Origin of the sequence: Desulfitobacterium metallireducens DSM 15288 (assembly GCF_000231405.2) — a bacterium.
GTDB classification, from domain to species: Bacteria; Bacillota; Desulfitobacteriia; order Desulfitobacteriales; family Desulfitobacteriaceae; genus Desulfitobacterium_A; species Desulfitobacterium_A metallireducens.
On the sequence record NZ_CP007032.1, the window covers coordinates 2,873,240 to 2,897,163 of the forward strand.

General features: G+C 46.4%; 19 protein-coding genes. All 19 read right to left on the reverse strand.

The features are described 5' to 3' along the window. Positions 1-437 precede the first annotated feature (437 nt). The 19 genes from DESME_RS13870 to galU all read right to left on the reverse strand — a co-directional run bounded on the left by DESME_RS13870 (position 438) and on the right by galU (position 23,918). Positions 438-1,529, reverse strand: coding sequence for a glycosyltransferase (locus DESME_RS13870; protein WP_006718015.1), 1,092 nt, complete (start codon positions 1,527-1,529; stop codon positions 438-440). 38 nt (positions 1,530-1,567) lie between these two features. Continuing rightward, positions 1,568-2,782 (reverse strand): glycosyltransferase family 4 protein, encoded by a 1,215-nt coding sequence (locus DESME_RS13875; RefSeq protein WP_006718013.1) that lies wholly within the window; start codon positions 2,780-2,782, stop codon positions 1,568-1,570. A gap of 34 nt (positions 2,783-2,816) precedes the next feature. After that, positions 2,817-4,211 (reverse strand): glycosyltransferase, encoded by a 1,395-nt coding sequence (locus tag DESME_RS13880; protein ID WP_006718011.1) that lies wholly within the window; start codon positions 4,209-4,211, stop codon positions 2,817-2,819. A 22-nt stretch (positions 4,212-4,233) separates the two neighbouring features. After that, positions 4,234-5,223, reverse strand: coding sequence for a D-glucuronyl C5-epimerase family protein (locus tag DESME_RS13885; protein ID WP_006718009.1), 990 nt, complete (start codon positions 5,221-5,223; stop codon positions 4,234-4,236). Between the two features lie 15 nt (positions 5,224-5,238). After that, positions 5,239-6,294 (reverse strand): glycosyltransferase, encoded by a 1,056-nt coding sequence (locus DESME_RS13890; RefSeq protein WP_006718007.1) that lies wholly within the window; start codon positions 6,292-6,294, stop codon positions 5,239-5,241. A 1-nt stretch (position 6,295) separates the two neighbouring features. Then, complete coding sequence (locus tag DESME_RS13895; protein WP_006718005.1) at positions 6,296-7,588, reverse strand: O-antigen ligase family protein; 1,293 nt, start codon at positions 7,586-7,588, stop codon at positions 6,296-6,298. Positions 7,589-7,616: 28 nt separating this feature from the next. After that, complete coding sequence (locus DESME_RS13900) at positions 7,617-8,912, reverse strand: flippase (protein ID WP_006718002.1); 1,296 nt, start codon at positions 8,910-8,912, stop codon at positions 7,617-7,619. 44 nt (positions 8,913-8,956) lie between these two features. Beyond that, positions 8,957-10,099, reverse strand: a complete 1,143-nt coding sequence (locus DESME_RS13905; RefSeq protein WP_006718000.1) for a glycosyltransferase — start codon at positions 10,097-10,099, stop codon at positions 8,957-8,959. Then, positions 10,092-11,558: an O-antigen ligase family protein gene (locus DESME_RS13910; protein WP_167998849.1), complete on the reverse strand. Its 1,467-nt coding sequence runs from the start codon at positions 11,556-11,558 to the stop codon at positions 10,092-10,094. Before DESME_RS13910 ends, DESME_RS13905 begins: the two co-directional genes overlap by 8 nt. A 770-nt stretch (positions 11,559-12,328) precedes the next feature. Then, positions 12,329-13,246 carry an N-acetyltransferase gene (locus tag DESME_RS13920; protein WP_006719174.1) on the reverse strand — a complete coding sequence of 306 codons (918 nt, stop codon included), beginning with the start codon at positions 13,244-13,246 and terminating at the stop codon, positions 12,329-12,331. A gap of 162 nt (positions 13,247-13,408) precedes the next feature. Then, positions 13,409-13,582: a hypothetical protein gene (locus DESME_RS15940; protein ID WP_167998850.1), complete on the reverse strand. Its 174-nt coding sequence runs from the start codon at positions 13,580-13,582 to the stop codon at positions 13,409-13,411. A gap of 330 nt (positions 13,583-13,912) precedes the next feature. Beyond that, entirely contained in the window at positions 13,913-14,953 is a 1,041-nt protein-coding gene (locus DESME_RS13925; RefSeq protein ID WP_006718427.1) for a Gfo/Idh/MocA family protein, read from the reverse strand. Between the two features lie 86 nt (positions 14,954-15,039). Further along, positions 15,040-16,890: a polysaccharide biosynthesis protein gene (locus DESME_RS13930; protein WP_006718428.1), complete on the reverse strand. Its 1,851-nt coding sequence runs from the start codon at positions 16,888-16,890 to the stop codon at positions 15,040-15,042. 118 nt (positions 16,891-17,008) lie between these two features. Next, positions 17,009-18,847, reverse strand: coding sequence for a cell wall-binding repeat-containing protein (locus DESME_RS13935; RefSeq protein ID WP_006718430.1), 1,839 nt, complete (start codon positions 18,845-18,847; stop codon positions 17,009-17,011). A gap of 170 nt (positions 18,848-19,017) precedes the next feature. Next, on the reverse strand, positions 19,018-19,680 hold the full coding sequence (locus DESME_RS13940; RefSeq protein WP_006718432.1) for a hypothetical protein: 663 nt from the start codon (positions 19,678-19,680) through the stop codon (positions 19,018-19,020). Between the two features lie 112 nt (positions 19,681-19,792). Beyond that, positions 19,793-20,455 carry an SdpI family protein gene (locus DESME_RS13945; RefSeq protein WP_006718434.1) on the reverse strand — a complete coding sequence of 221 codons (663 nt, stop codon included), beginning with the start codon at positions 20,453-20,455 and terminating at the stop codon, positions 19,793-19,795. A 2-nt stretch (positions 20,456-20,457) separates the two neighbouring features. After that, positions 20,458-20,751: an autorepressor SdpR family transcription factor gene (locus DESME_RS13950; RefSeq protein WP_006718436.1), complete on the reverse strand. Its 294-nt coding sequence runs from the start codon at positions 20,749-20,751 to the stop codon at positions 20,458-20,460. 601 nt (positions 20,752-21,352) lie between these two features. Then, positions 21,353-22,093, reverse strand: a complete 741-nt coding sequence (locus tag DESME_RS13955; protein ID WP_006718437.1) for a hypothetical protein — start codon at positions 22,091-22,093, stop codon at positions 21,353-21,355. Positions 22,094-23,042: 949 nt separating this feature from the next. Next, entirely contained in the window at positions 23,043-23,918 is an 876-nt protein-coding gene (galU, locus tag DESME_RS13960) for a UTP--glucose-1-phosphate uridylyltransferase GalU (protein WP_006718440.1), read from the reverse strand. Positions 23,919-23,924: the final 6 nt, after the last annotated feature.

Below are 23,924 nucleotides of genomic sequence, written 5' to 3' on the forward strand. Positions count from 1 at the left end.
ATGCTGTTACTTCGAAGGGGTCTGGGGCTGACGCGGTTCGTTAGCAGTCGCTCCGAAGATTCTTGCATGTAAGCCTTCGGGTCCTTCTTTTGATAAGTCATCATGCGTTCCGATGGAACGCGATGACCGCTTAAGTTACCTCGTCGTTGCTCTTCTGCGTCTCCGAAGCCTCCGAAGCAGGATGAGCTGGCAAGGCGCGAGCGACTTTTAGCGAGTTGCTACCAAACTCTGCGAAGGGATCCCTGGAGAAGGGGCTGAACACAGGACGTGTTCAGCGGGCAACCGAGACATGGATGTCGATTTGCCCGGAACCCCTTCGGAAGGAAGCCCTGAGCAGCTAGTTTGGTTAGCGAGCGCCTCGGAGGGAGCGCATTGACAGCTCATCCGCGGCCCGAGCAGACCCACAATCAGACCTGAGCCGACCCGCAACCACGCGCTTATCTCTTCCTGACCCCCGATTTCTTCCGGAGCACCCCACGATAAAGCTCTTCCATTTGCGAGACATTCTCCTCCCAAGCATAGTTGCGCAACACGAACTCGCGACCCGCCTGCCCCATACGCACTCGATCCTCGGGATGATCGATCATGAACTTCATGGCCTCTACGAGCTTCTCCACATTTTCAGGCTCCACCATGATCCCTGTCTCGCTATCAATGACCACTTCCGGCAATCCCCCGACCCGGCTCGCAATGATCGGCCGTGCACAGGCTGAACCTTCAACAGCCGTAACTCCAAAGCTCTCCTGACGGGAAGGGACCACAACCACATCCAGATCCTGATAAAAGCGCGCAATCTCAGCGTTCGGCATTGCGCCTAACCATTCCACTTGCTCTGTGATCTCCAACCTCGCGGCTAACAATTGAAGCCTTGAATACTCTGGTCCGTCTCCAGCTATCTTCAGCAACGCTTTTCCTGGATCATTCTTGTCCAGTTGAGCGAACGCTTTGAGCAACAGATCGAGACCATATACCGGTTGAAGATATTTGGCCACACCAAAAATGACTTTTTTTGAAAGTTCGATGTGAGTCCCCTCCGGGGGCGCGAATTGGTTAATATCCACTCCGAAAGGAATCACGTCAATCTTCTGACCCAGCTCTAAATGGCCCTGCATTTCTTGGGCCATTACATGACTCGTTGAGCAAAGGTAATCCGCCTTGCCTAAGATCCAATCCAGTAAACCCCGATGGAAAGGTGACTTCTTAGGGAATGAGAAGATATCACTCCCCCAGGCAGAAATAATAAAGGGGTGAACGGAGCAGAGCGCTCCCAAAAAGCCGAAGCTTGTCGCATAATGAGCATGCAGAATGTCAGGATTCAGTTCTCGGACTTTTTCTTTAACCCATAAGACACGGAGGATGAAATCCATTTTTGTTCCAAAAACTTTAGGAACAAGATGAACCTTAACCCCTGGTATCTGAGCCGGGAGGAAACTAATAAGCTCAACTGACCAACCCCGCTGCGAAAGCGCGAGTGCCCATTTTTCCGTATGCGGACTTGCCGCGTTCGCGAGCAAGCAGATCTTTGGCATGTTCAGTTCCCTCCTTTCCATTTCTATCTACTGAGTTTTTAAAGTCCTAAATCCCGAAGCCAATGACTCACGATCGATTTCCAAGAATAGTTTTTAATAACAAACTCCCGACCATGCTCACCCTGTGTCTGACAACGTCCTGGATCTTGCTGTAACATAAGAATCGTCTCGGCGAGAAGCTGGGGTTCTTCCGGTGGAATAACCACCCCGCCTCCACTTTCTTCTACAATTTTAGCGCCTTCCCCTTCACCCACATAGATCAAGGGTTTCGCACTAGCTAATCCCGGGAAGAGCTTCGAAGGGCGTACCCCCTCCGAGAGTTTATAGCGTCGTAGTGTCGAAAGGCTAATATGAGCCAGGCTATAATAGCGCTGCATTTGGGTAATCGGCTGAAAATCGACCCAGCGCACATTGGTAAGCTTCATTTCCTGAGCCATTTCCATCAGTCGCGGTTTTTCTGAGCCATCCCCAACCAAAAGGAAGGCGATCTCTGGATGGTCTTTTTCTAAACGCTCGGCTGCTTGCAAGGCAACTTCGAGACCATGGGCGTATCCCATCGTACCCGCATAAAGGATCACATATTTTCCACGCAGGTTCAGTTTCTCAAGCAGTTGCTCATCCTGTTTTATCGGGGCAAAGAGATCAGGATCGACACCATTGGGTAAAAAGACGATTTTCTCACCCGGAATTCCTCGATCTTTTAAGGATGAAATAATGCCTTCAGTCTGCGTCGAAATTCGCCACGAGGACTTATACATCCAACGTTCCAACCCCTCAGCCAAGGTGATCAATGTTTTGTTGGTGACTAGCCCTAAGGAAACCGCTGATTCCGGCCAAAGGTCAGATACATTTAAGATGAGCTTCGCTCCTTTAACCCACTTGGCAAAGATCATCGTAAAACCGATAAACAGGGGTGGCGATTCCACAAAGATATAGTCCGCTTTGCCGGCTTTTAAAACACCATAAAACGCTGAAAACACAAAGGAAAAATAATTAAGCAATCGTTTCCAAAACTTTCCCCGTTGAACCGGATAAATCCAAGTCCGATGTACAGGGATGCCTTCTATTGAATCCTTCATATAGAACTTTCCTTGATACTCGGGAGGGATAATCCCATTCGGGTAATTCGGGAAAGCGGTCACAACTTCTATGTCATGCCCTTGATTACGGATCGCCTTCGCCACCTCAAAGAGGCGAACTTGTGCCGCTCCGGTCTCGGGCGGAAAATACTGAGTAAGCATCAAAATTCGCACAACATGTTCTCCTTTTTTCGCAATCCTTCGTGGGTTAACCCTGAAACAATTTGGCGAGTTGCCCGGCTAGATTCACACGGCTGAATTCAACACAACGCTTTGCTCCTTGGGAGCTCAGCGCAATCTTCGCAACGTCCTCTGCATCCTCAAGCCATTGTACATAATACGTCCTGATCGCCCCAGCTAAGCCCTCTGCATCGCCTAATGAGACCACTGTTCCTAGCTGGCGTTCACGAATAAGCTGAGCAGCAACCCCTTCCGGCAGAAGCCCAAGAATGGGTTTACCTGTGCCGATATAGTCAAAAAGTTTGCCGGAATAGGCATTATCAACACTCTGATCAAAGGTCATAAACTGCAGGTGCGCTCCCGCAAGAAACTCCAATACGTTTTGATGGCTCATGTATGGCAAAAACCGGTAGGTCTCCCCTAACTTTTGCTTCAAAAGCGCATCATAGTGTGGAGGAACATACCCGATAAAGAGAATTTGGACATTTTCCCGCGCTGAAGGAACCTGTTCTAAAAAATGGTGCACACCCTCAACAAAACTTTCAATATCATAGGCGTCGGCAATGATCCCCGTATGGATCAGCGTGAATTGTTGCTGTTCAACTGGGGTAACCTTCGCAAAATCCTCGGGGTCAAACCCATTCGTAATCGTCACCATTTTGTGCGCATATTGGGGATAACGCTGTTGGTACATTTCGGTAATGGAAGAGGTCACATTGATGATATAATCGGCTTCCTCCACAACCTTGCGTTCCATCCACGCATCCAGCTTCTTACGAAAAGGAATATCCTTCTGCATGGCCTTGTTGCCTACCCAGGGATCCCGGAAATCGGCGATCCAAGGCTTAGGATAGAATTTATGAACTCCACGCGCAATCCAATGCACCGTATAGGGATAAGAAGACGAAAAGAGGAAATCCACTTTTTCCTGACGCGCAACCCGTAAGGATTTCAAAAAACCGAACGGAAGCCAACGCACTTTGGAATCTGGGATAAAAAGATAGTTATCGATGAACTCAAAAATCCGAGTTTTTAGGGATTTTTGATCCGATTCGGACTTCTGCTCCTGAACCTGACCCGTTGCTTCGGGCTTTTTCTCCCCGAGCTCCGAAGATACCTGACTCTTACCCGATTCTATTTCACCTTCAGATGGACTTTCATGGGTACTTCTCAAGCTCGCTAATTTATCGAGTACCTCTCGCAGCCACAACGTCTCTAAACTACTTGAGCGATAAACGTTAACTCCCTTGGGAACCTCTTGAAGCAAGCTCTCATCGTAAGCAAAATTATACCCGCTTTTGACGGTACTCACGACCGGTAAGATCCCAAACTGAGGCAAATATTTAACAAATTTTAAGGTTCGCTGTACTCCGCTTCCCCCTAAGGGCGGAAAGAAGTAGGCGATCATGAGGGCTTTTTTCATCCTGTTCCTCCGCACTTCTTAGTTACCCTTTTTTCACACTGGGCACATAACTGCTTTCATTCCGGATCGAAAGCTTATGACGGACCTTATAAGCGGTGGCCAGCCAGTATCGGATAAAGCTTTGTCTACCTTTTTCCCAGAGCTTGGCTTGCTGAGTAAACAGGTCGTCTCCTGTCAGCAAAGCCATGGCCTTTAACTGCTGAATATGAAGCTTATGATAAAAAATACTCGCAATATCAGCCACCTTAAATGGATATAGATCATAGCGTGACCAATTCAGATAAGATACTTGATACTCAGGCAGTACCTTTTTTAAGGTTGCGAGGCCTACCAGATAACGTTCTTTGGCCTCATCTTGCTGACTCAGCAGGTAAAACTCCTCTAATCCCCATAAGGCAAAGATAAAACCATTGAGTACAAAGGAAGGTGTTTGCGAAGGATATTCTTCATAGTAATCAAGACCCCGATAAAGGGCGAGAAATCCACCCTCAGCAACCGGAACAGAAAACGCCTTCAGTGCTCTTTTTCCTGTCTCCAAATAACTATCCTCATGGGTTTCCTGATACGCTCTGGCTAATACGGAAAGCGCTTGCCCCTGGGACAGAGCCGAAAGCCAAGGCTTTTTCAGATGATACATCTCTTTATCATGGTCATTCAGCCAACCCCATTGACCGGGTTTGTATTCCACAAGGTTTTTTTGCAGCCAATTGGCAGCACGAAGAAAGCGCTCCCGAAAATGAGGTTGCTGTGTATCGATCCACTGGTCATAATTTCCCAAGGCGTACTGGGCTATTGTCACCGGAAGATAGCTAAGATGTCCATCGACATCGACCAGTGGAATCTCTTCAGCATCAAATTCACCCGCATATTCGGCCTTAGCACTCATATCCACAGGGTATTTCCGAACCTGTTCTGCGGTAAGTTCAATATTTACATTCATATCGGGGTGCCAATAATCGGTTTTGCCGAAAACCATCCCCCCATACGCCTTAATCATCTGGATAATATTCATGAAATCCTCACTTCTTCATCGTGTTAAGTCGCGATAGAGTTCTTCCATCTCGCGCATGTTATCTTCCCAAATGGCTTTGTCCTTCACGCGCTGTTTATTGATCGTTTGAGCCTTTTCGCGCAGTTCTTTTTCCTCTAGGGCTCGGACCAAGGATTGCGCCAATGCAGGTGCGTCCTTAGCGGGAACGAGAAGTCCGTTCACTTCGGGATCAATCCATTCGCGATTAGCTGGTAAATCTGAAACCACCGGGAACGATCCACAAGCCATCGTCTCCAGCAAGGAAACCGCCGTCGCATCGGAGGAGGGAACGCTCACCGAGATAGAAGACTCATTTAAATAGGTTTGCACCGCAGCATGAGGGAGTTGCCCCACAAAGTCAATACTTTTTTCAAGTCCCAAGGAAGAGGTTAACGTTTTAAGAGCTGAGGTTTCCGGCCCTTCTCCTGCCACGACCAGTTTCGCTTGAGGAATCTTCTGAATCACTTGAGCCATCGCCTCAATAATGATATCAATATTATAAATTTCTTGGTGCCCTCGCAGACTTAAGATCTGGAACTCCTTCTTTTCTCCTTCAGGAATCTCCTCAAACCAAGCTTTGGACACGCCCATCGTTACCGTTTTAAGAACCTGCTCCTGCCCCTTTAACAATTCACGCATCCGTTCTGACATATAAGCGGAATCAGAGGTCAACGCATCTGCATGTCTTAAAACCTGCTCCACGATCATCCGCAGAAAAACAGACTCTTTCGGAGCAACCAAGACATCGGAGCCCCACGCCGAAACCACCAGTGGCTTAAAGCCGCTCAAGAGGGCCAGCAAGCCAAAGCTCGTGGCATAGTGTGCATGGAGCAAATCGGGCTGAATCTCGCGCAGAAGTCCGCGAATCTTAGCCAGTGCTTCAATATAGGCTAAACGTCCACTCCGTCCGTGAGCTAAAAGATGGACTTTGGTGCCCTTGATTTCACAGGGTCGAAACGAAATAACCTCGACTTCATAACCTGCTTGGACAAAATAATTGATCCAGCGTTGCAAGTGAATACTTCCCGCGTCTCCAAGAAAGCACAAGCGCATTTTAGCTCACCTCCTCAAAATCCTGAATTGCTGCTCCATAACCGACTAGAACCCAAAAATAGGGATCTTCGAAGAATCGTCCCTCACCTTGAGCGCTCAAAAAGATAGCTGTCACGGCGAGTACCATGAAGAAAACTCGATGAGAGGATTCGGAACTTATCCCATGGTGCTGCGCAAATTTTTGAAGTTTAATAGCCCGTGGGATTCTTTCGTATAGAAAAACGAAGAAAATACCCAAAATCCCTAACCCTATAATTCCCATTTCAGCTGCTGTTGTAATCAAGGCAGTATGAGAAAGGCTCACATTATTCTGGATGAGTTCTGCATACTGGGTCAGCATGACATGCTGAAAACCGCCCAGGCCTACACCGCGAACAGGATGGCCTCTAAACATCTCGATGCCTGCAGTGATCAAGTACTGCCGCTGCGTTATAGCGGCTCCAAAATTCTGCTTAAGTTCAAGCGCTCGTGCCCAAAGATCCGGGTTTAAGAAAACCGCAACGATGGCGAGCCCAATCCCCAAAAATACCGTGATGATCAGCGGACGTTTCGGGATGAGAAAGGCTAAGGCAATGACGACGATCATCATCGCGAACCAGGCTGTGCGTGAACCAGTCCCTAACAGCGCCAAAAGTTGCAAGATAAGAGCAAATCCTCCGACCAGCTTGGCACTCCAGAAACTCGTCACCATTAAAATGATCGTAGCTAAGCAACCGATCATCAGAAAACGGGCATAAATATTCGCATCTACAAACGTAGCATTGATTCGACCGATGGGCTGGTAAATTTCGCTTAACCAAATGAAGCGATGAGAGATCATTTCCACGACTCCGATTCCAGCCAGTGCAGTGGAAACAGTAGCAAAAGCAGCGGGAACCCAAAAGACTCCCTCTTTTCTTTTCACCAAGTCATAAACAGCTGCGCCCAGAACCCAAAGTAATCCCAAACGGGCAACGCTGACAAGGGTATGCATTTTGTCAACTGACCAGAGAGCAGACACTGCCCCCCAGATGAGATAGGCCATTAAGGAAAGAAAAAGTGGGGATTTGATGAGATTAAGAAACGAGTTGCGCGCATGAACGAAAAAGTAAGCGACGACAACCAAGGTGAAGATGCGCCCGAAATAAATCACGCCCACAAATTCACCGAGCTTATCCAAGAACGATAAATGGGGAAACCACTCTCTCGAGATCTCTAAGGGTAAAGCCAGGATTAATAAGGGCAACAAGTAGCGAGGGTTTTTCCAACCCCATAGAATGGCTAATAGCGTAACCCCTAAGATGATCCAATCCACAGCTTTCCCTCCCTTCTTTTCTCTACTCTTAGCGATGCAGTTTATTCTTCACGAATCGTATAATCTGACTGATATCGCTCTTCTTGATAATCAGGATGTCCACCCACCGCGCCTCAGTATAACGCGTATAGAAGATAATGGTCATTACTGTGAAAGAAATATAGGATATACTCGTGGCGATTGAGGCCCCATTAATCCCAATTCTGGGGATCAAGAAAATATCCAAAACCACGGTTACCACTCCGGATACAAGTGACGAGTAGATATTTTTCTCAACCAGGCCAACCCCGGCGAGATAGTTCGCTAAAATATTCGAAACGGAAAAAATACTAATCCCTGGGAGCAACCAGATTAAAGCATTGGCTGCTGTTGCAAACTCCGAACCAAACCAAATGATAACCAAGGGTTTCGAGAGGAGTGCCAGCACAAATGAGAAGCTGATAATTAGTGTCAGGCTAACCCGGGTAATCTGATTTGTAAACCGCGTCATTTCCTTTTTATCTGTTGAAGCGGAAGCTATGGGAAACATAATCGTAGCGATGCTTCCGGATACCCCCCAAAGAGTCTCCCCTAAAGCAACCGCGATACCATAAATTCCGACCTGTTCGATTGGCAGGTAGTAGTTCACGATGAAGACGTCCAACCGGTAATTGAGTTTTTGCACAATATTCCCGAATTGAGCCTTCATCCCGTAGCCAAACATAGCCTTCATTAAGGAACGATCGAGATGCGGGGCCTGTTTACGCTTAATAATCAGGAGGTAAGCTTGGACTATACAAATAATAAGGGTTCCGACTAAACCAGAAACAATGGCCGCGGTTGGATTCACCGCAATCAGTAGAAATAGAATTAAAAGGCCTAAGCTAAGAATACGGTCTAGAATATTGATTCGATTATATTCAACAATATCCTGCAATCCAAGCAGGACATTAATCATTGCCGCTTTGAAGTTAACCAGCGGAACTGTAATCAGGACCGCGATCATTTGGAGGTTTGTTACGCCTTCTAAAAATTTAAAATGATAATGCTGCTGTAAAATATAAAAGGGAACTAAAAAAATAACACTGAGCAATGCCACAAGAATATTATTGCCAATAACCGCGTTGAGCTTATCCTTTTTCTTCCCTAGAAAATATACATTAGAGGCCGCAAAGCCCATACCTAAAATAAGCGTCGCAAAACTCAAAAAGTTATTTGCGACATCAACGACCCCTTTGCCCTCAGGACCAAGAACCCGGGAAAGAATCGTTGTATTGATAATTGAAAGAAAGAACAAAAGCATGTTACTAAGAAACGTGATCGTCACAGACTTTGTAAAACCCATTCGCTTGAATTCTCCCTTTCTCTTCTCTTTAACGTATTTCTTCTTTAACGTATCTCTTCATAAATCTCGATCAGCATTCTCGCTACAGCCTCTGGACTATAGTGATTCAGGGCGTAGTTACGAATTTTCACTTCATCAAAATCCTGAAGGGAAGCTAGCATATCTTGCATGCCTTTGGCCAACGCTTCTGTGCTTTCCGGTGGAACTAAAAGGCCCGTTTTTTCCTTAATAATATCCTGAGGTCCACCACAGGCTGTCGCTAATACCGGTTTGCCACTCGCCATCGCCTCAATAAGCACACAACCAAAAGTCTCTTTCACCGAGGAAAGCACCAGTAGATCCGCTTTCTGGTAAAATCCAGGCATCTCGCCGGGATTGACCCGTCCATGAAACGTAACAGAGTCTGTTATCCCTAATTTTTGGGCTAACGCTTCATAGTCTTTGCGCTTGGCCCCATCTCCGACTAAATCTAAATGCAGGGGTTGATCTTTACGCTGATTCCTTAGGACTTGGGCAAAAGCAGGTAAAAGATACTGGAGACCCTTCACCTCAGTCGCTTCCATATTTCCTGCAAAGAGAAGATGCACCCCCTCTTTGGAAGCATTCCTATCCAGCTGGAAACGTTCCGTATCAACAACATTGGGAACTACTTTTGTTTTTACGTTCCAGCCCCAAGAGGTAAACTGTTTTTGCAAAGCAGTACTCACAGGGAGAACCCTTTGTGCGTGCTCAAACGTCCTCTTTAAAAGGATACGATGCTGCCATTTAGCGACGTAATCCTGTAAATAAGACATATGCTCCGTAATCAGATAAGGAATCGAGTGGTTGCGCGTAAATAGATAGGCGATAATCCCCGCTGGGTATCCAACATGAACATGCAGAAGATCCGGTTGAACGTCGTTTGTGATCCTTTCTAACATTCGGATCGATCTGAAATAGCTTGCAAATCTTCCCACGAAACGGTTACCCTCGCCTACCGTATTTGCGCGATAGACCTGCAGCCCCTCTTCCCGAGCTTCTTTCATTTCTCCCGACTTTAGCTCTTCGTCAAAAGGATAAAAGACCGCCACCGGAAGGCCCGCTTTATGTAAAGCTAAGGCCTGTTCCCGGATAAACGTCCCTTTCATGGGATTGCTATGATTGGGGTACCATCCCGCTAAAATCAAAACTTTCACAGTGTCACCCATTCTTTACGTTTTCGAGAAACGTTTTGCGACGAATAATGATCGTGGCCGCAAGACCAAATAAGAGCCACATCTGTGGAAAACTAATCACCGAACTCGGGGCAAAGGCGGTTAAAATAAACCCGCCCAAGGCTGCAATCAAGCTTAAGGTTGTATACGAAGTTATTCCAGAGGGGGCAGATTTCAGGCTTTCTCGATAAACCTTCAAAAGATCCCACAGAAGGTTTAGGTAAATAAAGATAAAGTAGAGGAAAATCCCGATTCCAAAATCCCCGAGGACTTCGAACCAAAGACTGTGCGGATTGACAATCCCATGCGTGTTACCCAGTTTCTTGAGGTAACCGCCGGTATTATTGACCCCAAATCCTTGAGGATGCCCCTCCAGAACTACGCCTTTGGTAATATCGATCATCGTCGTCATGCGCTCACTGGTTGAGCCTTCTCCCCCAAATTCAGCAATCGGCTGAATTTTTTTGTTCTTATTTAAACTCAGCATATTGATGATCGGCGTATCATTAAACTTTCCATAATAAACATCAAGTTCTGGCGTGATCGATAAGCCATAAAAGAGAATGATTGTTAACAGTCCCACAGCTAAGGCTTTCCGGAATTTCCGCCATTCCCTTGTCAAAAGGAAGAGTACCATAAACCCACCCAAGGTTACGAGCATGGCAATATAGGCTGTCCGTGAGGTACAAAAGATCAGATTCATGAGTGCTCCTAATTGCAGGAGCCAAAACAAGGCTGTCGTCTTTTTATTGCGGTTATACACAATAAAAGAAACGATAAAGCACATCGCCATAATCAGATAAACCCCATAGTTATTGGGATTATAAAAGAAAACTTCAGGAATCGTTTTAAGATAATCAATTCCTTTATCATACCAGCCCGTATCCGAGAAAATGTTGCGAACAGGCATGATCCGATTTCCTGTCATTTCAATCGTCCCTATAACCAGGACGGATCCGAGGGTATAAGCCAAAACCTTGAGCGTTTCTCTCAGCTTTTCTTGATTCGGATTGAAAATAAAAACAACAAGCATGAAGCAGATCATAATCCCATAATTGATCATTTGCTTGACGGCTGCTCCCTTAGCTTCTGACCAAACAAGAGAAATAACCATATAAACGATAAAAATGGAGAGAAAAAGAAGATATCGATTCTGGGTAAGCTGCTTGGGACTGAGATTCGGTCTCTTTTTTAAGAAAGAAACCATCAGCCAAACGACTAAGACAAATAAGGCAATATGCAGATAATAAATGTTAAAGCGACCCAGCAAGGGGAGATTGAAGGTAAAGTCCATCACGGAAAACAACAAAACAAAGTGATAGAGCAGTTCCTGTCCGCCTTCCCAGCGAATATGGTTGATAATGATCAGCCCTATCCCTAAAGCATACGCATCAACAACGACTAAGCTCGGATCAACGAGCAGATTCCCCAGGATAAAAAGGACATAGATCATATTAATTAATATTCTTTTATTTTTCACTTAACAAATCACGCTCCACCTATAATCGCTTGAGCTGAGCAATTCAGTCTTATTATAGCCTGTCCATTTTGTTTTACAAAATTATTGGTCGACGAGGTTAGCTTTTGATGAATCATAAGGTCGAGGTCGAGGTCGAGATTGAGAATGCGTCTGGGGTGTGGATTTTGTTTACTCCGTTCACTCCAGGCGCTTCGCAGACCGAAGCTAAGGCACTGTCTCCACCTCTGGGTCACGGGACGCCGCCAAAATCGTCTCCTGACTCTGTTGGCGGTTGCTCACGTCCTGTTCGCAACCCTTTGCTTTCAAGCAGGAGCCACTGCCTAAGCTTCGGTAACTGCTTGCTTTAGTCGTTCTCTCCCGTAAATCAAAATCCACGTCCAGGTCTTTCTCGCTTCTTTTTGCATGCATCTGCAGCGCCCGGTGCAGAATGCACCCGCTGCCTCTTGAACAATGCAAGTTGCACATGCAAGAGACCCATGAAGTAGCCAGGTGAGTTGCGAGTACAGATGCGGAGGCCTTAAGCGAGCAGCTAGCAAACTCGGCGAAAACTGGCTTGCATTAGCGGGGCGGGGCACATGGACGTGCCACGCCGACAACAGAGCCAAGGATGGCGATTTTGTCGGGCACCCCGCCCGCTTTCATTAAGCAGTTTGAGCCGTTAGTTTGCTTTGCGAGCGCCTGGCCGGAGCAGCTGTAATCGCAACTTGCCCCATATACATGCCCTAAACTCTCCATGCAAGATCTTACGGGAGCAGTTCCTCCTCTGGCACCTGCCGAACATCGCGAGCAGGGAATCCAATCATAACTCGCTTTTCCGTCGTATCCTTCGTGACTAACGCCCCAGCGGCGACGAAGGTCTCAGGAGCTATCTCAACTCCCGGAAGGAGAATCGATGCTCCACCGATCCTGGCGCCACGGCCAATATGGGCTCCCTTAATAAGCTTGAAGCGTTTTTCCGTACGACCCATGAAGTTATCATTCGTGGTCGAAACCATTGGGGCAATAAAAACGTGATCATCGATTTCCATATAAGCGGTGATATACGAACCGGTTTGAATCTTTGTAAACTCGCCGATCCGGGTATCATTTTCAACTGCCGCGCCACTCCCGATCACAACATTCTGACCAATCGTGCATCTTTCGCGAACAAGTGCTCCATCCCCGATGAAAACCTTATCTCCATAACTTGTCCCAGCATAAAGCACAACCGAGCATCCCGCAGTATAGCCCTTCCCGATTCGAAGAGGGGGTAAATCCGCATGGGCCTTAACCGTACTTGTTGCTGCAGCTTTAGGAAGACGTCCAATCGAAGAGTTACTCCCGATAAAACCGTCTTCTCCTAAATCAACTTGCGGATAAATCGTCGTGTGATCACCGACTTTCGTCCGGGCGCCCACTTTGGCCCAAGTCCCAACGCTCACATGATTTCCGATCTGGCATTCTTCACCTAAGACAGCGCCATGATCCACAGTGACATAGTGACCGAGTACTGTTCCTGCACCAATTGATACTCCGTCCGCGAGAATACACCCTGCGCCCAAAACGACGTGTTCACCCAAAGTCACGCCTTGTCCAATCACGCAGAAAGGTCCAAAAATCGTACTCTCAGGAATTGTCGCTTCAGGCGAGATGAAAAGTCTATTCATATTTTTAGTTGTCATCAATATTACCTCGTTTCTCGCGCGTTGATTTCTTTGTTTATAAGTTTTTATATGTATTCCTATCGGGTTTTTGGAGAATGCGTCTAGGGTGTGGATTTTGTTTACTCCGTTCACTCCAGGCGCTTCTCAGACCGAAGCTAAGGCACTGTTTCCACCTCTGGGTCATCGGGTTCCCGCCAAAATCGTCTCCTGACTCTGTTGGCGGTTGCTCACGTCCTGTTCGCAACCCTTTGCTTTCAAGCAGGAGCCACTGCCTAAGCTTCGGTAACTGCTTGCTTTAGTCGTTCTCTCCCGTAAATCAAAATCCACGTCCATGCTTTCTCGCTTCTTATGCATGCGGCTGTAGCCGGTGGTACATAAAGTACCACGCTACCTCATGGGTCTTATTAGTAATACATGCAAGAGACCCATGAAGCAGCCCGGTGAGTTGCGAGTACAGATGTGGAGGCCTTAAGCGAGCAGCTAGCAAACTCGGCGAAAACTGGCTTGCATTAGCGGGGCGGACACACGGATGTGTCCGGGCGCCAACAGAGCCAGGGAAGGCGATTCTGGCGCCGATCCCCGCCTGCTTTCATCCACCAGTTTGAGCCGTTAGTTTGCTTTGCGAGCGCCTGGCCGGAGCAGCTGTAATCGCAACTCGCTCCAGACACATGCTCGACCTTACATTTAATCTTCGACAAGCGGGAAGACAACAGGTTCCTTCGTCGCTTGACATTTATAAATCGCGAGAATGATCTCCAAAGCCTTGCGGCCTTCTTCGCCCGGGATTGCCGGCAATCGATCTTCCTTAATGGCATGAATCATATCCGTGATGATCTCGCGATGTCCAAATCCATAGACTGTTGGCGGATCATTTTCTTGACTGTCTAAGATTTGCGTTTTCTCCTCTTCGCTTTCAGGAAACTCCCAGGTTTCAACCCGGTTAACAGCGATGCCGCCAATAATGACTGAACCTGTCGTTCCGAAGACATTAAGCGTTTCTTCAATATTTTTCGGATAGATCGTCGAGGCGGCTTCAATCAAACCAATGGCGCCATTCTTAAATTTTATGACGGCTCCTCCGACATCTTCCATCTCGATAGGACGCATCGCAGTTGCGGTATAGCCGAAGACGGATTCTACAGGGCCAAAGGTCCATTGAAGCAAGTCAATATTATGGATCGATTGGTTCATGAGCACGCCGCCATCCTGGAGCTTCGTTCCACGCCAAGAAGCTTGAGCATAGTAGTTTTCATCACGATTCCAACGTACGGTCGCTTGACCATGGGTCAGTTTTCCGAAGCGGCCCTCATCCAAGGCTTTGCGCATCAATTTCACCGACTTGTTAAAGCGGTTTTGGTGAATAACGGCGAGTTTCACGCCACCATCCTTACAGGTCTTGATGAGTTCATCCGCACTTTTTAGGGTCATCGCCATCGGCTTTTCCACCATGACATGTTTACCTGCTTTAGCAGCTGCAATTCCAATCGGAGCATGTAAGTCTGAAGGGGTCGCGATGGTTACCACTTCAAGATCCTCATTTGCCAACATTTCGTCATAGGAGGTATAGGGTTTAGCTCCGTACTTATCAGCAAAGGCTTGCGCCTTCTCCGGAACAATATCGCAAACTGCCACGAGTTCCGCTTCCGGAATCGCCATGATCGATTCCCCATGTTTTTGAGCAATTCGTCCACAACCAATGATAGCAAAACGCATTTTTTTATCCATACTCACTCTTCATCCTTTCAAAATAGTCATTGTCTGAATTAATGATTGTTGAAAGGGGAATCTCCCGATTCCCCTTTCAAACTTATTTATTGGTTCGCCACTGCTTTGGCAGTTTGCTTTCGAAATGTAGGAATGACGGTTTGAAGAAGCTCGACGACCTCATCCTTAGACAGATAGGTACCCTGCTCACGAATGGTATGGATGATTTCTTCGAGTTTCGCGGTCTCAACAGGACTTGGCTTGGCCACGAAAATGCGTTTATGCTTCGTGGCTGAGGTCCCTTCCTCTGCCGTGAGTAACTCTTCATATAGCTTCTCACCCGGACGCATTCCTGTAAATTTAATCGGGATATCAACATCAGGTTCAAACCCGGACAAACGAATGAGGTCACGGGCTAAATCAACAATTTTAACAGGCTTACCCATATCGAGAATGAAAATTTCTCCACCTTGAGCCATCGCGCCAGCCTGAATGACCAGTTGCGAAGCCTCCGGTATGGTCATAAAGAACCGGACCATTTCAGGGTGGGTGACGGTGACGGGTCCACCTTTCTTAATTTGCTTTTTAAAGGTAGGAATCACACTGCCTCGGCTTCCTAAAACATTGCCAAAACGAACGGCCACGAATTTTGTTTTAGAGCGTTTATCCATGGTCTGAATAATCATCTCAGTCACCCGTTTAGTCGCACCCATCACACTGGTAGGATTCACCGCTTTATCTGTGGAAATGAGCACAAAAATTTTAACGCCGACTTTATCAGCAGCCTCGGCTAAGTTAAACGAGCCGACAATGTTATTTTTCAAAGCCTCTTCCGGGTTTTTCTCCATCAGCGGCACATGCTTATGAGCTGCGGCATGGAAAATAACGCCAGGTCGATAACGTTCAAAAACAAGCTGGATCTTCTCACGATCTTTAATATCCACGATCTCAGTCGCGATCTCAATGCCAGGATGTTCAGTGCGAAGTTCTTGTTCAATATCAAAAATACTATTTTCACCATGACCCAAAATCACGATTTTACCGGGGTTAAAGCGCGTGATCTGACGGCAAATCTCCGAACCGATTGAGCCCCCGCCTCCGGTGACGAAAACGGTTTCTCCCGCTAAGTAGCCAGCTACCTGCTCAAGGTCAACGTTAACTTGTTCGCGACCGAGTAAGTCCTCGACTTGAACTTCACGAATTTCTTTAGTATCCACCTTACCACTCAGGAGATCGTAAACGCCCGGCAAAATTTTTAAATCCACGCCAGTTTTTTCCGTAATCTGTACGATCTCGCGAATGACTTCTCCTGAAGCAGAAGGCATCGCAATCACAACTTCATCAATATTATGATTTTTAACCACACGGGCAATATCCTTATGCGTCCCTAAGACGGGAATGCCCATGAGCTGAAGGTGCTGTTTTTTCAGGTCATCATCAATAAATCCGACGGGTCGCCCTTCATGATAATTTCGATTCTTAAGTTCACGAACTGCCACGACACCGGCATCTCCGGCGCCCACAACCAGCACCTGTCTCTGAGAACCCGGAACGTGCGGTGTAAAAACATTCTCTTGTATAATCCTCCAAGCAAAGCGCGAGGCCCCTATGAGAAAGAGGGTGGTAAACCAAAGAAGCGCTGCCACGGAATGGGGAAAACGCATGGGTGCCAAGAAATAAACGACCGTGACTGTGGCTGCAGTACCCACGGTTGCCGCAAAAACAATCAACAAAAGTTCACCGGTACTAGCGTACTGCCAAAGCCTTTTGTAAAGTCCAAAAACATAGAAAACCGCCAAATAAATTAGGGTGGCGGCCCATGCTGAATGGTAATAGGTCAACGTATATTCCGAAGGGATACTCCCTTCAAAACGAATATAAAAGCTTAAAAAAGCAGCAAGATTTACGAGTACGACATCAATCGCCATTAACATTAAAGTTCGCTTACGCCATAACATGAATTTTAAGTCCCTTCTTTAAAATTCCTTTAAAGCTCTTCAATAAATCACCGTTTTACAGTTTACTATAGTTTTTACCGTTTTACAACAGGACATGTACTCCCCTTCACAGCTCAATTCACTGTGCGACTAAGGATTTCAGTTCTTGTTCGATTTTTTGAGGTATAGCGCCTGAACCGCCCATTAAATAGAGCGATAAGGACGAATTTCCATTCGAGGCGACGGGAACCGTCAGCGTTTGAATTTGTCCTTTGAGCCAATTCTGAAGACCAGGATATTCTTCTAGTGAAGTCTTGGGTACAAGTACAATCGTCGAAGATTGATGCGTCGCTAAGGCTGCACCCGCAAGCGCATCGGGAAAATCTTCGCCTGTGGCAAAACTGAGGTTTTGAATATCTCCTTGAAATTCTTGGGCAACAGCAGCCATCGTATCATAACGTGACGCTCCCGCGAGTCGGCGAATTTGGGTGGACGATAAGTTTAAACTGTCTTTAATCTGTTGCTCCACCTGCAAGGAAATACTGCCTTTTCCTCCAATAAGATAGACCTTCGCAGGGTTAAGACGTTTCAAGGTCTCTAAAGTCTCTGTCGGGATTTCCTCTGCTGAAGTCAACAGAATAGGCATCTTCTTCGCTCCGGCTATAGAAGCAATACCTAAAGCATCGGGAAAGTTCTCACCTGTTGCGATGGCTACGGCTGGAATACTCTGTAAAGATGTTCCTTGCGAAATCGTTTGTATCGATATATTTCCCTCTGCCGTGATTGCAGGAAGGGATGTGGCTGCTGTGGCCAAAGCTAAACTGGAAGCCGTGCTGTAACGACTATCTCCACTAATACGAACGATATTTTCTTTGCCCCAGCCCTTTTCCTCAAGGATTGTCGTAATTTTTGTCCCCAGCGCGCCTTCTCCGCCCAGCAGATAAATGGTCTGAGGTTGCAGCGTGTTCAAGGTAACAAGAACCCTGGGATCAAGCTCTTGTGAAGATGTTAATAAAATAGGCGCATCCAAGCGTGCGGCGAGTGGAACCCCTGCTAAAGCATCCGGGAAGTTATCTGCTCGTGCTAAAATAACCGACTTTGAACCTTGGGGCCACCCTTTTTGAGCTTGTTGCAGCGCTGTATCAATCCGGTCGCTCCCTTGTAAACGCATCCATTCGGGAACGACTTTGGTCACTGCACCCGCATTTAAATCTCCTAAGTGATAAGGCAGTGGGGTCGTCCATGGCACCGTTTTTTGAGGAACTCCTTGCGCGGGCAAAGAACTCGCCGGAACTCGCGTAACCTCCACTGCTGGAATATAACGGGCTAACCAAGCAGGGGGATTCGCAATCTTCTTCAGCACATCCTCCTGATAGACTATGACGGGCGTAGTCGGGGAAGTCACTGTAGGGGTTACACTGCCCTGAGATACTCCTATGCTCGTTGTGCTCGTATTAGTCGCTTCATTCGGGTTATTCTTTCCAGACCAAATATTATAGGCCCAGATCGCAAAGTACCAATTCTCTAATTTATTACGATCTCCATCCCCTATTTTAGGGACAAACGACCACTTTTCATTCAGAAGTTCCGCTCCCCGGCGAATATTAAACTCAATATCGGTCTTTAATTTTACAATGTTCTCAGGGCTTTCATATTTAGGTGAAATTTGCATGATGCCAATTGCTCCTGATGTGCTGAGAAGGGGTTGACCCAGACTATCGAATTGACGCCATGAACTTTCTTGAAAGGCAATCGCTTTTAGAATCGTGCTAGGGATCTCTTCTTCGCGGGCCACTTTTTCCAAAAGGGTATTGATCTCCTCTAAAGATGGATTGACTTGGGGTGTAAAATTTGTTGGAGTCGTCGTAGGGGTAGTTAAAGAATTCGTTGCTGCTAAAAGGAGGCTCGGTTCTCCTAAGGTTTGTACGAGTAGAATAGTACTTATTAGGACACTCATCCATTTTTTTCTGTTTTTCACCCAAAACCCTCCTTGGTTGGAGTCCATTCCTCCTATTTCAACATCTTTATTCCAGTTTCCTGCTCAAAAATAAAGAAATAGGCCCTTTCGCCTACTTCACATGGCAAAAAGACCTATTTGTCTTAACCTTATAATAGAGAAGAGTATTCTCTAAAATTTATTATCCCTATTTAAGTCAGTGGAGTTTCTCCCGAAATCATCCAGTGATCATTGGACAGAATCAAGTTGACGCGAACATGAACGAGATGTTCAGTCTTTTCTCCTTGGGGCATTTGTTCCCCCAAGTTATAATCCTGTGCCACATAACGATAAGTGGCTTCAATCGTCCCTGCGGTAGAAGTAGCGGATTCTACCTTAATTTCATCAAAGCGAATATCACTCACTTCTAAACCTATCCCTTGAATGATGAAACTCTCAGCTTTGCGAGCATGCTTTTCATAAAGCTCCCCAACGTAAGCCTTGGCTAGCTGATTACGAAATTTGACCATATCTGTAGATTGCCATGCTCCGAAAAAATAGCCGATATTTTGCTTATAATCATTGATAATTTTCTGATTCAGCCCTTCTACCGTACTCTCGTTTTTGATTTCCTCAGTGAGTACCCCTTCAGAAGGCGTGAGAGGATCCACATTCAAATCGGGGTTGGAATTTCCCAGGACTGAATCGGTTGACTGAACCCCATCGCTGAGCACCTGCGTTTCCTTACCCGCTCCAAACTTGGTTAAAAGTGAGTTTCCCGTTGCAGGTGTCGTCGCCACAGCATAGCCGACAATTCCGATAGCCATCCCAAGTCCCAAAGCGACCGAGCCTACGATCCAATTGATCTTGCGCATAAACCTAAAAATCTCCTTTACCTGTTAATTATCAAGGATAAGTTCCCTTAACCCTAATCTTGCCCGGTAAAAGAGATTTTAGACACAAGCACGGCAGAATCTTAAATTTTTGCTATTGGCTCAGCTTACGGAACTGCACATAGGAATACAGGATAGGCACGCCGACCAGTAAGACCATTGCTGCTGCAAAGAGAGGGCCCACCCATTGCGCGGGTAAAAAGCCTAAGATGCCCAAAAGAATACCTCCGACCATCCAGATCGGTCCGGCAAAGCGGTGCGTGCGATACCAAACTTCTTCACTAGCTAAAGTCCAAGATGTCCGAATGCCAAAGAAATAGTTGAATTTGATTTTTCCGAAATAATTTCCCAGGACGATAAACAAAAGACCGATTCCCGAGAAGTACCAACGAGGGAGGGTTTCTAGATAACCGAGCCCTACACCTAGTGCTCCTACATGGGTCAAACTCATAAAGAAGATCACAGCCAATGCGGTAATCCAATAAACTCTTGACATAGCCGGGTAATTTGCTTTTTTCGGATCAATCTTGGGGATGACCCAAAACAGAAGATAAATTCCCAAGAGAATAAACGGTAACATAAAGGCTCCCCCAAAGCGCGAGGAATAGCCATCGACCTGACCCGCTATATTCCAATGCGAAGGCACCTTCTCCCCTAAGTGCGGATATGCCCAGAACGCAATTGCAAAATCAATAATAACAAGCCCACCCGATAGAATTCTGGCCCAGCCCCCTTGACGGTTTCCAACACTTGGCATGTCTATTCCTCCTTTTTTAAATCACTAAGGTCTTTGCCCAACAGTTCCAAGAACCAGCCCATCACATCTTCAAATACAGAGGTATTCAAAGAATAAATGATGTTTTGCCCTTGTCGCCGATCGCTGATTAAGTCCGCTTGTTTTAAAAGACTAAGATGGTGAGATATGCTGGGTTTTGTCATATCAAAATGGTCTGCGATCTCCCCTGCACTCATTTCTCCATCACGCAAGTCACGGAGAATTTGCCGTCTCGTCTTATCCGAAAGGGCTTTAAACGTTTCATTATAAGGGGACATTCATCTTCACCTCTTTTAATATTAGATATTTAGACAAACTTCTAATTGCTTAATCCCATTATATGTTTGTTTGTGTTAAGTGTCAATTCTTTCAGAATTAATATTCACTTTCATGGCAAAAAAAGAGTAAGGCCTGTCCCTTCGGGCAGGCCTCACTCATGGTGCTCAATCGCGATGAGCTTTTTAATTCTTCCTTATTCAGTTTTTTAAATGATTGCGCGCAATTTACATTTTTAAGGAAAGACCGTGGTTTTAACTTCTGAATATTATCCGTCCATCTTCTTCCCCACCTCTTAGCATTTTTTAATCCTTTCTTAGAGGTTATCTTCCCTACAGATCAATTTCTGTTTTTTCTCCCTAATGGAGAGCCCCTGACAAGGGGTTTTACAATGAACCTGTTTTCCGGTACAGGTCATAACCGTTTTATTCAGTTCAATTCCAGGGATTCATATCTTATCTATATTATATATGTTATGGCTGTCTTCCTCACTCCGGTTTCAAATCCTTACGTTTTTGAACACTAAAGCACAATTTTTTCATAATGATTACTACCTCTTATGCTGGATACCCTTCTTGCGAACGCTAAATACGCTTAGATTCGTTACCGTTTAGTGGCGAAGGGAGTTGCCCCATATATTTTTGCGCTCGTATCATTTCGAAGGATATGAGCGTCAAGATCATGAATCTCTTGATGGAATTGTTCAATACGCACCTTGTCTTTCGCATTGAAAGCATCAATTCCACGATTGAACATGACATCGAGATAATTGCTTAAGGAAGAAGCTTTATTTGCTTCGGCTTCTTTCTTCATTTGATTATCCCAGACCGATTTATGAAAAACAATGTACTTCTTGATATCCTGCTCATTCATCTGCGGGCCCGCATTAGGTCCATACAGATAGCCATCCACATATTGATGGACGTTCCAAGATGCACTGAAAGCTAGATTCAACGCGTCTTGACTGAGGGCACCGTCCCCAAAGTAATCTTGTACAGATGGGGCAAGCGCGAGGTCTTTTGTATCAGGCTCTTTATACTTTTTGGATCCCGAAACATCTCCCTGAGGAGTGACATTGATACCCGGTGGATTCGTTACCGTACTCGCTGGGCTAGCTCCTGTCGCCTTCGGTTGGCCTGAGGTATTGCCTCCCGCGCCAATTGAGGTCGCGCTAGCATCGTCCACAGGAGGTGTCTGCATAACGACTGGATTTTGGTCGCCTGAAATTGACCTATCCATAAAGACTTTCCAGGCACTCGGTCCATAAATCCCGCCGACAACAACAGCACCGGCTAATACGAGGGTCCCTGCCAAAGTGAGTACTTTTCTCTTGTCGAACTCCATGATCTCCCTCCCTTTTAGTTTTGGTTCTATACTTCTTACCTATATTACCAATTTTTGGGAGTAAATCATGTCGCATTTGCTGAATTGTTTGGTCCTTTTTCTGCCCTAAGCTTGTCCAAACTGCCACAGGGCGCCTCAAGGCACCTCATCTTCGCGAAAATAAAACAGCATCCTATTTCCTTTTCTTGCACAAGTTTACTTCTTTTAGCTTTTCTCTTAAAAGGTTGAGGTATTCTCTGGGGATGTGGATTTTGTTTACTCCGTTCACTCCAGGCGCTTCGCAGACCGAGGCTAAGGCACTGTCTCCATCTCTGGGTCATCGGGTGGTCGCGTGTTTTCGCCATCCTTGGCACCCGCGACACTTGACACGTCCTGTGTCATCGCCGCCGAAATCGCCATCCATGGCTCAGTCGGCGGTTCGCACATCCTATGCGCAACCCTTTCCTTTCACGTTGTCTCCACTGCCTAAGCTTCGATAACTGCTTGCTTAAGTCGTTCTCTCCCGTAAATCAAAATCCACGTCCAGGTCTTTCTCGCAACTTTAATGCATGCATATGCAACCGGTGGTACATCTGTACCACGTTGCCTCATGGGTCATTCAGTCTAACATGCAAGAGACCCATGAAGCAGCCAAGTGAGTTGCGAGTACAGATGCGGAGGCCTTAAGCGAGCAGCTAGCCAACTCGGCGAAAACTGACATGCATCAGCGGGGCGGGCACATGAATGTGTCCGGGCGCCAACAGTGGCAGGAGCCGATTCTGGCGCCAACCCCGCCTGCTTCCATCCACCAGTTTGAGCCGTTAGTTTGCTCTGCGAGCGCCCGGCCGAAGCAGCTGTAATCGCAACTCGCCCCAAACACTTTCACGCGAAATCCCGCAAAAAATAGACAGGAGAAACATTCCCCTGTCTACATAGGCTGACTCAGCTCATTCAAACTGCTCAGATTAACTTAATTTTCAGCGACTAAATTCTTAAGATAGCTCATTAAATCCTCAGAAAGATCCTCACGCCGGAGAGCATATTCGATCGTGGCTTGGACAAATCCAAGCTTATCTCCGACATCATAGCGACGTCCTTCAAAGTTATAAGCAAGAATTTCCTGAGTCTTTAATAGTTCTCTAAGTCCGTCCGTCAGTTGGATTTCTCCACCTTTACCCGGCTCGACTCGCTCGAGAATATCAAAGATTTCAGGATTTAAGATATAGCGCCCCATAATCGCTAACCGAGAAGCGGGTGATTCCTCAGGTTGAGGCTTTTCAACAAGGTCAGAGGCACTGTAGAGTCGGTCAGAAATTTCTGTTCCATCCACAATCCCATACTTTGAGGTCTCCTCGAGGGGGACTTGCTGAACCCCAACGATGCTTGCCCCATAACGTTCATAATGGTTCATCATTTGACGAAGGCAAGGAACTTCCGAATGGATGACATCATCCCCGAGGAGAACAGCAAATGGCTCATCACCGATAAATTTTCGAGCACAATAGATAGCATGTCCTAACCCTAAAGCTTCTTTTTGGCGGACATAATAGATATCCACGAGGCGTGCGATATCTTGAACCATATCGAGAAGTTCTAATTTTCCCCCATTTTTCAAGAAAGATTCCAATTCCATTGAGCGATCAAAATGGTCTTCAATCGCCCGCTTATTCCGACCCGTTACAATGACAATATCTTCGATTCCGGAATTAACGGCCTCTTCCACGATGAACTGAATTGTAGGTTTATCAACAATCGGCAACATTTCTTTAGGTTGGGCTTTTGTCGCCGGTAAAAAACGCGTTCCTAATCCAGCAGCCGGAATAACTGCTTTTCGAATTTTCCTCATCGAAAT